The sequence below is a fragment of the Cryobacterium breve genome, from assembly GCF_027594785.1.
In the GTDB taxonomy this organism is placed as follows: domain Bacteria; phylum Actinomycetota; class Actinomycetes; order Actinomycetales; family Microbacteriaceae; genus Cryobacterium; species Cryobacterium breve_A.
The window spans coordinates 3,870,502-3,884,349 of sequence record NZ_CP075584.1; the positions used below are offsets into that span (position 1 = coordinate 3,870,502).

Genomic DNA, 13,848 nt, shown 5'->3' on the forward strand with positions numbered 1-13,848 from the left:
ACCTGCACGCCGACGAGGTCGGCCACAACGAAACCCTCATCGCCGGAGCGATCGCGTCCTGGGGCGGAGACACGAGCGACGTACTCGTCGCCACGAAGGGCGGGCACCTGCGCCCCGGAGACGGCACCTGGTATGTCGACGGCCGCCCGGAGTACCTCAAGAAGGCCGCGGAGGCGTCGCTCGCGCGACTCGGCGGCGCGGCGATCGGCCTCTACCAGTTCCACCGGCCGGACCCGGCGGTGCCGTACGCCGATTCCATCGGGGCGCTCGTCGAGCTGCTCGACGCCGGCACGATCCGCCTCGCCGGCATCTCGAACGCGAACGTCGATCAGATCCGGCTCGCGAGGGGGAGCTCCTCGGTGGACGCCTCGCGAGCGTGCAGAACCAGTTTTCTCCCGCGTTCCGCAGCAGCGAACCGGCTCGAGCTCTGCACCGAACTCGGAATCGCCTTCATCCCGTGGAGCCCGCTCGGCGGGATCTCCTCCGCGTCCCGCCTCGGCGAACGCTTTGCGCCGTTCCAGCAGGTAGCGGCCGACCGCGGCGTCAGCCCGCAGGTCGTCTGCCTGGCCTGGCACCTCGCGAAGTCCCCTGTGGTCATCCCGATCCCCGGAGCCTCCCGGCCGGAGAGCATCCGGGATTCGGTTCAGGCTGCCGGACTCCTGCTCACGCCTGAGGAACTGGCGCTGCTGGGCTGATCCCGGCGAGCCGGGTGAGGAAGGCCGTGGCGGCCGGGCTGGGCTCGTCCGCCACGGCGACGGCGACGGTCCAGGGCGGCATCGGATCCTCGATCTGAATGGATCGCAGGAGGTCGGGACGCTTCGCCGCGAAGCTCTCCGGCACGATCGCGACACCGAGGTTGTAGCCGACGAGATCGAGCAGCGGATGCACGTCGTTGACCTCGAGGGCGGCCCGATAGTCGAACCCGGCGGCCGCGAAACCGCGCCGGGCGAGGGTGTGCGCGCCCCAGCCGGCGGGGAAGCCGACGAGGGACTCGGCGTGCAGGGACGCCAGGTCCACTGAGCCCCTGGACGCGAACGGGTGATCGGGATGGCACAGCACGACGAGCCTCTGGGTGCTGAGCGGACTGAGCCGGATACCGGCAGGCGGGTCGCCCGCCGAGACGATGAGGGCGACGTCCGTGCGGCCGCTCGCGACACCCTCGATGAGCTCGAGAGACCCGGCGTGCCGCAGACGCACGTCGACTCCGGGATGCGTCGTCCGGAAGCGGGCGAGCTCTCCGGGAAGGTCGACCGAACCCAGGCACGGCTCTGCGCCGACCGTCAGTCGACCGAGCATGAGGCCGCGCACGGCCGCAACCGCGTTCTGGGCGGCGGTGGCACTCGCGAGCGTCCGGAGTGCCTCGACCAGGAAGGCCTGGCCGGCGACCGAGAGTTCGACGCTTCGGGTGCTGCGGATGAAGAGTGAGGTCCCGAGCTCGCTTTCGAGCGCCCGAACGGATGCCGACAGTCCGGACTGCGAAATCTGCAGGATGTCGGCGGCCCGGGTGAAGTGGCGTTCCTCGGCGACGATCACAAAATGTTCGAGTTGGCGAAGTTCCATTCAGCAAGGCTAGTGCGTGAATCGATGCCATTCACAGCCAGGACGAATGGATCCGCCGCCTCGTCTTTTCGCGGTCAGGGGTCGATACTGGTCCCGAAGCGCGCGCCCGAAGGCGGGCGCGCCCCGTACTGGAGGCCCGACGATGACAACTCTGAACCCCTATCTCTCCTTCCGTGACTCGGCCAGGGCGGCCATGGACCTGTACGAGTCGGTCTTCGGGGGCACGCTCACACGCAGCACCTTCGCCGAGTTCCACACCAGTGACGATCCCGCTGAGGGCGACAAGATCATGCATTCCGCTCTGACGACGGACAGTGGGATGGTCCTGATGGCGGCGGACACCCCGAACAGTATGGAACTGTCACCGGGCAGCAGTTTCTCGGTGTCGCTGAGCGGTGACGACGAGGCGGAACTGAACGGCTACTTCGAGAAGCTGGCCGCGGGAGGGACCGTGCTCCAGCCACTCGCCAAGGCGCCGTGGGGAGACAGCTTCGGAATGCTCGTCGACCCGTTCGGCGTGACCTGGCTGGTCAACATCGCGGGTCCGGGGAGCGCTCCGACCGAGTGATCAGAAGCCGGGCGGGGCGTCGAGGCTGATCGAGTCGTCTTCCGTACCGTCGACAAGGCGCTGCAGGGCGTTGCGCACGAGCAGGCCGCGCATGGTGTCGCGGTGCGCCCGCGCCTTCGGCAGGAAGTGCGGCACATACCCGTAGACGGCGTGGCTCTTCTTCGAGCCGAGGTACGGGCCGGGGGGAGTGTCCGCGAGCGGTACGAACGGGATTCCGAGGAAGTCACGCATCTTGCGCAGCGGCCGGTCGTCGACGATCGACACGATGTGTTTGATGCGGTGCACGAGCGCGGAGAGATACATCGCACGGTAGAGCCTGCACGCTGACCGCTGCTTCGCCGCGCCGGTAGTGGGGGAGGACGGCGACGGTGCCGATGTCCCAGATTTCGGTGGGATCGGAAATCGCATGAAAGCGGAACGCCTCGTCGAGTTCCAGATTGAACGGTTCGTGCGCGGCATCGTTGAGGCTCTTGAGTCCATGGGGGGAATCCTCGATGATTCGCAGGACTCCGCTCGGCATGCACGTGTCCCTGTCGATGGAGATGAAGAAAGTGCTCGTCTCCTCGTACGCCCCGTATTCGTCTGTCATCTGTGCGGCATCGTTGCCGAACGTCGCCTCGAAGACGACTCGTTCCACGTGCCGGCCGACGTTCGAGAACGGGCTCCGGCCGTCGACCTCGATCGCGACGAGCCGGTAGTGCTCCGGGAGCTCGCCCGTGCGCGCGTCGAGCAGCCGGACGGTGAGGTCCTCGAGCTCGGCGTCGCTGAGGTCGTATCGGGGGCTGAACACCTCGGCGCCGATCTCGGTATCGGTGTCGCGTGTCGGCACTAAAATTCCTTGTATTCGGCGCTGGCGCTGCCGAAGAAATTCTTCGTGTATTCGACGGCAACAAGGGGGTCGAACGGCTTGCAGGTGTAGATGTCGACACTGTAGAAGAGCACCGGCTGTTCCCACGCGTAGAAGTGCGCCCCCGACGTTTCCCAGTGCGTCCACCCGGCCCAGCCGAACAGGTCGCTGCGGTGCGTGACCGGCTCGATCAGGCCTTTCATGTCGAGCACCGGGGCAAGCCCTGCCAGGTAGTCAATGATCTGCACTGCGCTGATCGGTTCTGCCGGGTAGGCCTCGATGACCAGACGCTGCCGGTAGATGCTTGGTGCAAGGTCGCGCATGAAAGCCATTCCCCCAGTGATGTGATCAAGAGCTAGGGGTAAAGAATCCCCGGCAGCAGCCGTTTCCCCAGGGCGACATCGGAACCTGAGACTGAGCGGTGCTGCCTCACTGTACGCCCCCCAGACAGCCATCGCGGTCAGGGGCCACGTTCGACCGTGCGGACGAGCCCCCGGCGGGTCCCTTTTCTTCCCCGTGATGCCGGTGCACACTGAGCGAATGCGCAGGCCTTCCGTCACGAGACACCCGGGAAAGAGGCAGGCCGTGCGTCCGGTGGTCGGGGCCGCCGTGCTGGTGATCCTCCTGCTTGGCCTTCCCTTCGCGGCGATCCAGGTGGCGGGAGCGAGTCGGTCGGACCCCGCGATATCCGCCGCGGCTCCCTCCCCGACGCCGGTGCCGACCGCATCCGCCCGATCGATGCAACCGACGCAACCGACGCAACCGACGCAACCCCCACCGGTGCTCAGGGCGATGGATTCTGACAATCCGATCACCGATCCCGCCTGGTTCGTGCAGGCGTACGAGGCCGGTTTCCGGCTCTACATCCTCAGTTCCACGGAGTTCGGCACCTGCACGCCTCTTGCCCGCACGCAGGCGCAGCTCGCGATGGCCCTGGACGCCGGTCTCGCCGTGGCCGCGTACACCAGAGATCCGCGCTGCTGGCGCGAGGGGATCGCGGCGACGGGATCCTTCCGCATCCGGCTCCAGTTCTTCGCCCTCGACATCGAGTCCGGAGGACCGCCTCTCACCAGGGAGATGATCACGGGCGTCCAGTCCAGCGGGGTGCGTCCCGTCATCTACACCGGTGCGCGGATGTGGGACGACATCATGGGGGCCGCAACCACGGAATTCGGCGATGTCGCCCTCTGGGATGCCGCGCCCGTCCCGCCAGGCCTGGTTGCCATGCCGGGCCTCCCTGACGACCCCGCCGATCTCCTGTCGCCGGCACCGATCGCCTTCGGAGGCTGGAACGCGGGCGGGAATCTCCGCATCGGTGTGCAGCAGCATTTCGAACGGGTCTTCAACGGCGTCAACATCGATGTGAACACCTTTGCGGCGTCGTTCCTGTACTGAAGCAGCAGCGATCCACCGCACCGCGTATTATGGCGGCGTGAAGCCCTTCCTGCTCCTGGCCACCCGTCCGGAGGACGAAGCCGCTGACGACGAGTACGAGGGCTTCCTGAGCGCCGGCGGACTGACTCCCGATGCCCTGCACCGGGTCAGGCTCGAGGCGGCCCCTCTGCCCGCGATCCGCCTGGACGACTACTCCGGCGTCATCGTCGGCGGCAGTCCGTTCAACGCAGGCGATCCCGAAGCGACCAAGTCCGTCACTCAGGTCCGCGTCGAAGCGGAACTCCAGTCGCTCCTCGACCTCGTCGTCGCCCGTGATTTCCCCTTTCTCGGTGCCTGCTACGGCATCGGACTTCTCACAGCCCACGGCGGAGGGGTCGTCGACGGCACCTGGCCGGAGGACGCCGGCCCGACCAGGGTGAGCCTGACCGAGGACGGCGCAGCCGACCCGCTGTTCGGTATCCTCGAGCCGGACTTCGAGGCCTTCGTCGGGCACAAGGAGGCGTGCACGGTCCTCCCGCGCGGCGCCGTGCTCCTCGCCACCGGCGAGAACTGTCCGGTCCAGGCGTTCCGGGTGGGACGGAACGTCTACGCGACCCAATTCCACCCCGAACTCACCAACGCGAGCATCCTGACCCGCATCCGGATCTACCGCGACAACGGCTATTTCAAGCCGGATGCCCTGACCGAGGTCATCGCGAACATCACGGCCGCCACGGTGACCCAACCGGCGAACCTGATGCGTGCTTTCGTTCGGCGCTTCGGCACCGAATAGGCCGCGCCACCAAATAAACTGACACGGATGCCAACCTCACTCGCGACCCCGTATGAAGACCTGCTTCGCCACACCCTGGCGACGGGCACCGCCAAGGCCGACCGGACCGGTACCGGAACCACGAGCATCTTCGGCGCCCAGCTTCGTTTCGACCTCCGTGCGGGCTTTCCGCTCATCACGACGAAGCGCGTGCACTTCAAGTCGATCGCCTACGAGCTCCTGTGGTTCCTCCGGGGCGAGAGCAACGTCGGATGGCTCCGGGACCACGGGGTCAGCATCTGGGACGAATGGGCGTCGAAGACCGGAGACCTCGGTCCGGTCTACGGGGTGCAGTGGCGTTCCTGGCCCACTCCGGACGGCGGCCACATCGATCAGATCGCCCAGGTGATCGAAACGCTGAAGACAGACCCCGATTCGCGCCGCATGATCGTGTCGGCCTGGAACGTCGCCGACATCCCGTCGATGGCGCTCGCCCCCTGCCACGCGCTCTTCCAGTTCTACGTCGCCGACGGCCGCCTGTCCTGCCAGCTCTACCAGCGCAGCGCCGACCTCTTCCTGGGCGTCCCGTTCAACATCGCGAGTTACGCGCTCCTGACCCACCTCGTCGCCGCCCAGGCCGGACTCGAGGTCGGCGACTTCATCTGGACCGGCGGGGACTGCCACATCTACGACAACCACCGCGACCAGGTCGCCGAACAGCTCACCCGCGCCCCGTATCCGCTCCCAACGCTCCGCATCACCGCCGAACGCCCGAGCATCTTCGACTACGAGTACGAGGACTTCGAGGTCGTCGGCTACCAGCACCACCCCGCGATCAAGGCACCCGTTGCCGTCTGACCCCCACGCTCCCGCGATTGCACTGATCTGGGCGCAGGCACATGACGGGATCATCGGCAGTGCCGGGTCTATTCCCTGGCACCTACCCGAGGACCTCGCGCATTTCAAGGCCGTGACGGATGCCGCGACGATCGTGATGGGTCGACGCACCTGGGATTCGCTGCCCGAACGATTCCGGCCGCTCCCGGGGCGACGCAACGTCGTCGTCACGCGGGATGCAGGCTGGGCCGCTGCCGGAGCCGAACGCGCGGGGTCCGTCGACGAGGCCCTCGCCCGAGACGCTTCACCCACTGACCCGGCGGCGACTGACCCGGCCGCGACTGACCCGGCGGCGACGATCTGGGTGATCGGCGGAGGCGAGGTCTACCGTGAGGCCCTCGCCCGCGCCTCACGCCTCGAGATCACCGAGCTGGACCTTGCCGTTCCGGGCGACACGCGCGCCCCCGCGGTCGACGGGGACTGGACGCGTACCCACGCCTCTGAATGGACGGTCTCGAGGACCGGTATCCGCTTTCGTTTTGTCGGGTTCGAGCGGCCTGTTCCGGGGCGCTGACGTCTCTTCGGGCACCGACGTCTCCCTGAGCTCCGGGCTCTCCGGCGGCATCGGCTTCGCCTGCAGGCTCTGGCGCCACCGTGACGCGGCGTTCGGGACTCGTCCAGCGGCCGCTCGACGGCGTCAGGAACGCCTGGGGCAGGGTCGCGAGGCAGATCGCCGCATCGACGACGCGCACGAGCGGAAAGGCGAACCCGAGCACCAGATAGCTCGGCCGCCGGGTCACAGCGACCACGAGCACGGTCAACAGGTAGTCGGGCACGAGCACACCGATCAGGATCAGGGTCGGCGGCACCGCGTTCGTCAGCTGCGTGGCGATGCCGGACGGGTCCGTCGCCGTCGCCTCCCAGATGACCGCACCGACAGACACGACGAGGAGCGGCAGGAACAGCAACATCATCACACTGCTCGTCACGAGCTCGAAGACGTGGAGCGCGAGCGCACCCCAGAACCAGCCGAGCCGGAATCCGTGGCGGCGCAGCGTCTGCCAGAATCCCAGGGTCCACCGCTGCAGCTGCCGGGTGTAGTCGTGGAGATTGTCCGGGTCCTGGGTCGAGGCTCTCGCGATCGAGGGATGGAACGCGATCCGGCCGAGTTTGCGCGCGTGCACCTCGAAGGTCATGTTGAAGTCCTCGATGGCGAGTCCGGGCGGATCGATGTCGATGCTTCCGAGTACCTGGCTGCGGTACATGCTCGCGAAGCCGGGAACGATCGAGATCACGTTCGCGAGCCTGGCCGCCTGGCCGTACTTGAGCAGGTACTGCACCATGACGTAGAAACGTTCCCGGTACGCGATCAGGAAACGTCCCATCATCGTCGCAGGGGGAGGATCCGCGATCGTCGAGGCGCACGCCGCAACCGCCACGATCCCCGGATCCTGGAAGCAGGGCAGCCCGGTCCGGAGGTAGTCGGGGGCAAGAACGGTGTCCGCGTCCAGGAGCACGACGACGGGAAAGCGGCGCGCGAGATCGAAATGGTCGATCGCGGCGACGAGAGCGCCGGCCTTTCCACGATTCGGCTCGAGTTCGAGCACGTTCGCGCCGCTCGCCCTCGCGAGGTCCGCCGTGCGGTCGACGGAGGCATCCGAAACGACGAAGACGTGCCCGACAGGAACCTGGCCCGCTGCGGAACCGATCGTCGCGGTGATCACTCGTTCCTCGTCGTGGGCGGCGATCAGGATTGCGACCTCGTCCGCGGAGATCAGGGGGTCCTCCGGCTCGTCGGCCGACCGACGGCGGGTGCTCTCGGCCACGGCTCGGATGAGACCGACCGTGGTCCAGAGCAGGGTATTGATTCCCACAACAAGAATGAAGATGACGAAGAAGGTAAGCATCTGTGCCCCCGGGTGAAATCGAACGTCCCACGCTGGTACCGGAGACGCCACGTCGAGACTGTCGGTGTTGACGAGCACGAAGCTACCCGACGCCGGATGGGCCCGCGCGCCCTGTCACCCGGATGGGGCTACCCGTGTGGTTAACCACATCCGGGTGTGGGTTGCCCCCGGAATAACGCACCGCCAGGTGTGCCGTTGATGCATGCAGTTACAGGCATTCATTAGTGAGGATGATGGAGGAGTGACTTTTCCGACGAGTACCTCCAATTTTCGCGCCGCCCGCGATCAGCTGCTGCGCCTCCGGGACGGCCACGCCCGTGCCGCCGCCGAATTCCGCTGGCCGGACGTCGGCGCGTCATTCAACTGGGCAGTCGACTGGTTTGACGTCATCGCGGCAGGCAACGACAACATCGCCCTGTGGATCGTCGAAGAGGACGGCCGCGAACTCAAGGTCACCTTCGCGGAGATGTCGGCACGCTCCAACCAGGTTGCGGCGTGGCTCACCCAGCAGGGTGTCGGCAAGGGCGACCACGTGATGCTCATGCTCGGCAACCAGGTCGAACTCTGGGAGCTCATGCTCGGCATCATGAAGGTCGGCGCCGTGATCCTTCCGACGTCGACCGTGCTCGCCGCCGGCGACCTCGCAGACCGGGTGCAGCGCGGTGAGGTGGACTGTGTCATCGCGAACGCGGGAGACGCCGCCAAGTTCGCGGAGATCGACGGCGACTTCCGGCGCATCTGCGTCGGCGGGACGGTTGCCGGCTGGGCCCACTACGCCGATGCCGCCCTGCTCTCCACTGCGCCGGTTCGCGTGGCCGTCGGTTCCGGACGACCCGTCGCTCATCTACTTCACGTCGGGGACCACGAGCAAGCCCAAGATGGTCGTGCACACCCAGACCTCATACCCCGTCGGTCACCTCTCCACCATGTACTGGCTCGGTCTTCGACCCGGGGACGTGCACCTCGCCATCAGCTCGCCTGGCTGGGGCAAGCACGCCTGGAGCAGCTTCTTCTCGCCGTGGATCGCCGAGGCCACCGTCTTCGTCTACAACTACGGCCGGTTCGACCCGCAGGCGCTCACCGCCCAGTTGCATCGCGCCAAGGTCACGACGTTCTGTGCGCCGCCGACGGTGTGGCGGATGCTGATCCAGTCCGATGTGGGGGAGAAGCCGGTCGGCCTCCGCGAGATCCTCTCCGCGGGCGAACCGCTCAACCCCGAAGTGATCAGCCAGATCCAGCGCGCCTGGGGGCTCACGATCCGTGACGGCTACGGCCAGACCGAGACGACGGCGATCGTCGGCAACGTGCCGGGGTCCGTCCTCAAGGCCGGGTCCATGGGCCTTCCCCTGCCCGGCGTCGCGATCACCCTCGTGGATCCGATCACGGGCGGTGTCGCCGAGGAGGGCGAGATCTGCCTCGACCTCAGCGAGCCCGCCGTCAATCTCATGGCCCGATACCACGGCGACCCGGTCAGGACCCAGGCCGCGCTGCGGGACGGCTACTTCCACACGGGCGACGTCGCCACGCGGGACGAGAACGGCTATATCACCTTCATCGGCCGCACCGATGACATCTTCAAGTCCTCCGACTACAAGGTGTCCCCGTTCGAGGTGGAGAGCGTGCTGCTTGAACACCCCGCTGTCGCAGAGGCAGCGGTCGTCCCCGCCCCAGACGACACCCGCCTCAACATCGCCAAGGCGTACATCCACCTCGCTGCCGGCTGGGCGCCAGACAGCGCGACAGCTCTCGCCGTGCTGCGGCACGCCCGCAATGGGCTTCCGCCATACATGCGGGTACGGCGCATCGAATTCTTCGAACTCCCGAAGACGAGCTCAGGCAAGATCCGCAGGGTCGAACTGCGGGCGCGGGAGAACGACGCCGCGGACCAGCAGGCTCCGGCTCCCGGAGGAATGGCGCGACGACCAGTTCCCCGAGCTCAAGCGTTCCCCGCGAAGCTGATCCGCGCTCCCGCGAAAGCGGGTGAATCGTCGTTCTGAGCTCGGCATACCGACGGCTCACCCGCTTTCGCGAACGGGCGCGGGCTCCTGGGACAGGAGGGCGTCGATCGCTTCGAGAGGGATCGGGAGCCAATCGGGGCGGTTGAGTTTTTCGTAGACGACCTCGTAGAGGGCCTTGTCCAGTTCGAAGGCGTCGAGCAGCGGACGTTGCTCCCCGAGGCTCCGGCCGGAACGTTCGCTGTACCCGGCAAGGAACGCTCGACGGCAGGCCTGCGCCCACCCGGCGACGGCGTCGGTCCGCTCGGGAGCTTCCCGCGCCACGGTCCCGGCCGCGTAGGAGAACGACCGCAGCATGCCGGCGACATCCCGCCACGGCACGTCGACGCGGGTCCGGTCCTCGAGGGGACTGAGCGGCTCGCCCTCGAAATCGACGAGTACCCAGCCCCTGCCCGGAACAAGAAGCACCTGGCCGAGGTGCAGGTCGCCGTGGATGCGCTGCAGCCTCGGCCAGGACACCTGGGCGGCTGCGGTGAAGACTGCATCGATCGCCGGAGCGTACCTGTCGAGGGCGGGCACCTCCGCGATCGCGCGCCGGGCGCGGGCGCGCAGGCCGTCGAGCACTGCGCCGACGACCTCCGGGGTCGGCTCCGCCGTCGGCATCGCGTCCGCGAGGTCGGCGTGGACGGCCGCGGTCGCGACCCCGAGGCTCCGTGCCCGGGCAGTGAAATCTTCGTTTCTCCCCGCCGCACCCAGCACCACCCGCCAGGCGTCTTCGACCCCCGGCAGGAACTCCTGGGCGAAAGCGAGGTGGCCGCGCGCGGTGCCGTCAGGGGCACGGGCGTCCGCCCAGTCCCCGACGACGCAGCCGACCGGGACGGGCACGAACCGGGAGCCGGCGCGGGCAAGTGCGGACTGCACCGTGACGTCGGGGTTGTCGCCGTGATGGAGCGCCCGGAAGACCTTGCAGATCACGGGAGTGAGGTTTCGACCGTCCGGGCCCGCGAGTTCATAGATGATCGAGGTATTGGACTGCTCTCCCCGGAGTACCTGACTCGACACGACGGTCGGTTCGACCCCGCCCGGCGCGACTCTGTCTGCGGGTTCGCCGCCGGCGAGGCCGTTGGAGAGGGTCTCGCCCTCCGCGACCGAGAATCCGTCTGCACCGGGGCCCGACGTGCCCCGGCGGAGGATCAGCAGGAGCAGCGCCCGCGCATAGGCCGGATCCGCCGGGGCGTCATAGACGAACCGTTGCCGCCCGTCCGCTCCGGTACTGATCGTGATGAGGGCGGCCTCGCCCCCAGGGAGCGCCACCTCCCTCTCGGTCACGGGAAGCTGGTAGACCGTCCGGCGGGGGTCGCCGGCGTCGACGACGCAGTCGGTGCGGATCAGTACCCCCGGCTCGCCGGAGGGCAGCGTCCAGCCGCCGACACGCGAGAGCGCCACCGGGTGACCCGTGTCCGAAAACCAGCGCTGCCGGGCGGCCCAGGAACTCACCTCGGCGCTCACTGCGGATCCGAGTACATTCGCGGTCATGCCGCCAGCGTACGCCAGCGGGAGAGTGTGGCCCGCAGACATTGCGATCAGCTTCGAAACGATGCTGCCCAGCCAATGTCCCTGAGGCAGAACCGTTATTTGACGGCGTATTCACAGGAAAGTGATAGCGTCCGGCAAGCGCGCATCCATAACTTCGATCCCGGTGGGCCCCACGAAGAGTCCCCGGAACCGGAGACTCATGTTCTACACCTACCTGCGTCGGGAACTTGCGGGTCGTCGCAAGCAGACCGCGATCGTCGCGATCGGCATGGCCCTCGCCATCGCCCTGGTCATCATCGTCAACTCGGTGTCGAGCGGGGTCCAGCTCGCCCAGGCATCCGTGCTCGAATCCGTGTACGGAGTCGGCACCGACATCACCGTGAGCCAGGCCCCTGCTGCGGCCGCGACGCCGGGCACCGGAAACGGCGCCCCCAGCGCTTCGACTTCGGTTCGGCGGACGGCGCAGCCGCCGGTGGAACGACGACCATCAGCCGCAGCCGCCTCACCGCCGAACGCGGGACGGAGACCTTCGCCTCGACCTCCCTCGACTCCGTGCGCTCGGTTCCGAACGTCAGTGCCGCCGCCGCGACACTCCTGCTGAGCAACTCCACGTTCAGCGGAGCACTCCCGACCCGCACCCAGGGAGGGACCCGGCCGTCGGCCGGCCAGACTCCGCCGACGGGCGGTCCTGACGGTGCGGGTGGCAGCTCGTTCAGTGTCGACTCCTTCACCGTACTCGGCCTGAACCCGGCCGACGCGGCCGTCGGCCCGCTCTCCGCGGTGACGCTCACCGCGGGGCGCTCCCTCGCGAGCACGGATGCCGGTGCGCACGTCGCAGTCCTCGACGCGAGCTACGCAACGACCGCATCCCTCGCCGTCGGCGGCACGGTCGCGATCGCGGGCACGGACTTCAGTATCGTCGGGCTGGTCTCCGCTGCGACGGCGGACAGCGCCACCGCGGCGAACGTCTACATCCCGCTCGACGTCGCCCAGACCCTCGCGGCACTGCCCGGCCAGGTCTCCAACATCTACGTGCAGGCAGCGTCGTCGACGAACATCACCCAGGTCCAGGCGGACATCAGGACGGCGCTTCCCGCCGCGACCGTCAAGACCCAGGCAGACCTCGCGTCGAGCGTGTCCGGTTCCCTCGCGAGCGCATCGAGCCTCGTCTCCAATCTCGGGTTGTGGCTCTCCCTGATCGTTCTCGCGGCGGCGTTCCTGATCGCGATCCTCTTCACCATCTCCGGGGTGACCCGGCGCACCCGTGAGTTCGGAACGCTCAAGGCGATCGGCTGGTCCAACGGCCGGATCGTGCGCCAGGTCGGCGGCGAATCGCTCGTGCAGGGCCTGATCGGCGGTGTCGTCGGGATCGTCGTCGGGCTCGCCGGGATCCTCGTGATCAACATCATCGCCCCGACCCTGACCGCAGGGGCCTCGACCGCGGTGCAGGCGGCGGGCCGGGGGAGCGCGGGCGGCCGGAGGCGCGGGAGGTGCCGGAGGCGCGGGCTTCGGCCCCGGAGGAGGCGGATTCGGCGCCGCAACCCAGGCGGCCGCCGAGTCGAACATCGTCCTGACGGCGCCCGTCACGGTATCCGTGATCCTCGTCGCGGTCGGGCTCGCCGTTCTCGGCGGCCTGCTCGCGGGAGTGATCGGGGGCTGGCGGGCCTCCCGGCTCCGGCCCGCGGAGGCCCTGCGCAGCATCGCATGACGCGGCCCGCTGCGCCCCGACCCGCTTCGCCCCGACCCGCTTCGCCCCCGATTTTCACAGTTCCAGCTTCCAGAAGGACCAGACCATGTACCAGTTGACGAATGTCACCAAGAAATACGACCAGGGCAAGCGCTCGGTGACCGCGTTGCAGGACGTCACCGTATCGATCCCCGATGGCCAGATGGTCGCCATCCAGGGACCGACCGGTGGCGGCAAGTCGACCCTCCTGCAGATGCTCGGAGCACTCGACCGGCCGAGTTCCGGATCCGTCGTCTTCGAGACGGAGCACCTCGGCAGTTCGGACCTGTCGAGCCTCGGGGACTCCCAGCTCGGTCGCATCCGTGCCACCGAGATCGGCTTCGTGTTCCAGGGCTTCAACCTGATCCCCACGCTGACCGCCCAGGAGAACGTCGAGACGGCGCTCGCTCCGCTCGGCGGAACGAGCGCGGCACGCCGCGAGCGTTCCGCGGCGGCCCTCGAGGCCGTCGGCCTCGGCGATCGCCTCGGCCACCTCCCCGCCGAACTCTCCGGCGGCCAGCAGCAGCGGGTCGCGATCGCGAGGGCGCTCGTCAAGGACCCGACCGTTCTCCTCGCCGACGAGCCGACCGGCAACCTCGACGAGGAGACCAGGGACGAGATCATGGACCTGCTCGAGGGACTCTGGCGCGCGCAGGGCCTCACCCTGATCGTGGTCACCCACGACAGCGCCGTGGCCAGGCGCGCCCAACGCCGCCTGCACATCAAGGGTGGACGGCTCACCGAGCTCGCCTGACCGCAGGCCTCG

At 68.1% G+C, this 13,848-nt stretch carries 14 protein-coding genes and 2 pseudogenes; 10 read left to right on the top strand and 6 right to left on the bottom strand.

Annotated features, from left to right (window positions below):
• The first annotated feature begins 2 nt into the window (after positions 1 to 2).
• Positions 3 to 695, top strand: coding sequence for an aldo/keto reductase (locus KIV56_RS18875; RefSeq protein WP_281536221.1), 693 nt, complete (start codon positions 3 to 5; stop codon positions 693 to 695).
• Here KIV56_RS18875 and KIV56_RS18880 read toward each other — a convergent pair.
• Entirely contained in the window at positions 664 to 1,560 is an 897-nt protein-coding gene (locus KIV56_RS18880) for a LysR family transcriptional regulator (protein ID WP_281534627.1), read from the bottom strand. The two genes, KIV56_RS18875 and KIV56_RS18880, sit on opposite strands and share 32 nt — an antisense overlap.
• Positions 1,561 to 1,702: 142 nt before the next feature.
• On the opposite strand from KIV56_RS18880, the gene KIV56_RS18885 reads away from it, so the two are divergent.
• Positions 1,703 to 2,128 (top strand): VOC family protein, encoded by a 426-nt coding sequence (locus KIV56_RS18885; RefSeq protein ID WP_281534628.1) that lies wholly within the window; start codon positions 1,703 to 1,705, stop codon positions 2,126 to 2,128.
• Here the strand turns inward: KIV56_RS18885 and KIV56_RS18890 are convergent, their stop codons facing one another.
• From KIV56_RS18890 to KIV56_RS18900, 3 genes are read right to left on the bottom strand one after another with little or no spacing between them, the layout of a single operon-like run.
• Positions 2,129 to 2,392, bottom strand: coding sequence for a hypothetical protein (locus KIV56_RS18890; RefSeq protein ID WP_281534629.1), 264 nt, complete (start codon positions 2,390 to 2,392; stop codon positions 2,129 to 2,131).
• The gene (locus KIV56_RS18895; RefSeq protein WP_281534630.1) at positions 2,352 to 2,957 is read right to left on the bottom strand and encodes a hypothetical protein; all 606 of its coding nucleotides are present in this window, start codon (positions 2,955 to 2,957) and stop codon (positions 2,352 to 2,354) included. Before KIV56_RS18895 ends, KIV56_RS18890 begins: the two co-directional genes overlap by 41 nt.
• Positions 2,957 to 3,298 carry an S-adenosylmethionine decarboxylase gene (locus KIV56_RS18900; RefSeq protein ID WP_281534631.1) on the bottom strand — a complete coding sequence of 114 codons (342 nt, stop codon included), beginning with the start codon at positions 3,296 to 3,298 and terminating at the stop codon, positions 2,957 to 2,959. The genes KIV56_RS18895 and KIV56_RS18900 overlap by 1 nt, the downstream gene beginning before the upstream one ends.
• Positions 3,299 to 3,767: 469 nt before the next feature.
• On the opposite strand from KIV56_RS18900, the gene KIV56_RS18905 reads away from it, so the two are divergent.
• The 4 genes and pseudogenes from KIV56_RS18905 to KIV56_RS18920 all read left to right on the top strand — a co-directional run.
• Positions 3,768 to 4,370, top strand: coding sequence for a hypothetical protein (locus KIV56_RS18905; protein ID WP_281534632.1), 603 nt, complete (start codon positions 3,768 to 3,770; stop codon positions 4,368 to 4,370).
• A gap of 37 nt (positions 4,371 to 4,407) precedes the next feature.
• A complete protein-coding gene (locus KIV56_RS18910; protein ID WP_281534633.1) occupies positions 4,408 to 5,142 on the top strand; it encodes a glutamine amidotransferase in 735 nt (244 codons plus the stop codon).
• Positions 5,143 to 5,169: 27 nt separating this feature from the next.
• Complete coding sequence (locus KIV56_RS18915; RefSeq protein WP_281534634.1) at positions 5,170 to 5,979, top strand: thymidylate synthase; 810 nt, start codon at positions 5,170 to 5,172, stop codon at positions 5,977 to 5,979.
• Positions 5,969 to 6,454 (top strand): annotated as a pseudogene (locus KIV56_RS18920) (dihydrofolate reductase); the annotation flags it as partial. The gene KIV56_RS18915 and the pseudogene KIV56_RS18920, both read left to right, overlap by 11 nt.
• On the opposite strand, the gene KIV56_RS18925 reads toward KIV56_RS18920, so the two are convergent.
• Positions 6,381 to 7,865: a glycosyltransferase gene (locus KIV56_RS18925; protein ID WP_348648425.1), complete on the bottom strand. Its 1,485-nt coding sequence runs from the start codon at positions 7,863 to 7,865 to the stop codon at positions 6,381 to 6,383. The pseudogene KIV56_RS18920 and the gene KIV56_RS18925 overlap by 74 nt on opposite strands.
• A 202-nt stretch (positions 7,866 to 8,067) precedes the next feature.
• On the opposite strand from KIV56_RS18925, the pseudogene KIV56_RS18930 reads away from it, so the two are divergent.
• A pseudogene (locus KIV56_RS18930) lies at positions 8,068 to 9,824 on the top strand (AMP-binding protein).
• A 56-nt stretch (positions 9,825 to 9,880) separates the two neighbouring features.
• Here KIV56_RS18930 and KIV56_RS18935 read toward each other — a convergent pair.
• Positions 9,881 to 11,356: a maltokinase N-terminal cap-like domain-containing protein gene (locus KIV56_RS18935; RefSeq protein ID WP_281534636.1), complete on the bottom strand. Its 1,476-nt coding sequence runs from the start codon at positions 11,354 to 11,356 to the stop codon at positions 9,881 to 9,883.
• Positions 11,357 to 11,555: 199 nt separating this feature from the next.
• On the opposite strand from KIV56_RS18935, the gene KIV56_RS18940 reads away from it, so the two are divergent.
• The 3 genes from KIV56_RS18940 to KIV56_RS18950 are packed head-to-tail and all read left to right on the top strand — an operon-like array spanning position 11,556 to position 13,836.
• Positions 11,556 to 11,957 (top strand): hypothetical protein, encoded by a 402-nt coding sequence (locus tag KIV56_RS18940; protein WP_281534637.1) that lies wholly within the window; start codon positions 11,556 to 11,558, stop codon positions 11,955 to 11,957.
• Positions 11,909 to 13,162, top strand: coding sequence for an ABC transporter permease (locus KIV56_RS18945; RefSeq protein WP_281534638.1), 1,254 nt, complete (start codon positions 11,909 to 11,911; stop codon positions 13,160 to 13,162). Before KIV56_RS18940 ends, KIV56_RS18945 begins: the two co-directional genes overlap by 49 nt.
• Positions 13,150 to 13,836: an ABC transporter ATP-binding protein gene (locus KIV56_RS18950; RefSeq protein WP_281534639.1), complete on the top strand. Its 687-nt coding sequence runs from the start codon at positions 13,150 to 13,152 to the stop codon at positions 13,834 to 13,836. Before KIV56_RS18945 ends, KIV56_RS18950 begins: the two co-directional genes overlap by 13 nt.
• The last annotated feature ends 12 nt before the right edge of the window (positions 13,837 to 13,848 follow it).

Excerpts from the sequence above, each read along its gene's own strand:
- KIV56_RS18880 (WP_281534627.1), bottom strand. The coding sequence starts at position 1,560 with ATGGAACTTCGCCAACTCGAACATTTTGTGATCGTCGCCGAGGAACGC.
- KIV56_RS18885 (WP_281534628.1), top strand. The coding sequence starts at position 1,703 with ATGACAACTCTGAACCCCTATCTCTCCTTCCGTGACTCGGCCAGGGCG.
- KIV56_RS18900 (WP_281534631.1), bottom strand. The coding sequence starts at position 3,298 with ATGCGCGACCTTGCACCAAGCATCTACCGGCAGCGTCTGGTCATCGAG.
- KIV56_RS18905 (WP_281534632.1), top strand. The coding sequence starts at position 3,768 with ATGGATTCTGACAATCCGATCACCGATCCCGCCTGGTTCGTGCAGGCG.
- KIV56_RS18915 (WP_281534634.1), top strand. The coding sequence starts at position 5,170 with ATGCCAACCTCACTCGCGACCCCGTATGAAGACCTGCTTCGCCACACC.
- KIV56_RS18925 (WP_348648425.1), bottom strand. The coding sequence starts at position 7,865 with ATGCTTACCTTCTTCGTCATCTTCATTCTTGTTGTGGGAATCAATACC.
- KIV56_RS18935 (WP_281534636.1), bottom strand. The coding sequence starts at position 11,356 with ATGACCGCGAATGTACTCGGATCCGCAGTGAGCGCCGAGGTGAGTTCC.
- KIV56_RS18940 (WP_281534637.1), top strand. The coding sequence starts at position 11,556 with ATGTTCTACACCTACCTGCGTCGGGAACTTGCGGGTCGTCGCAAGCAG.
- KIV56_RS18950 (WP_281534639.1), top strand. The coding sequence starts at position 13,150 with ATGTACCAGTTGACGAATGTCACCAAGAAATACGACCAGGGCAAGCGC.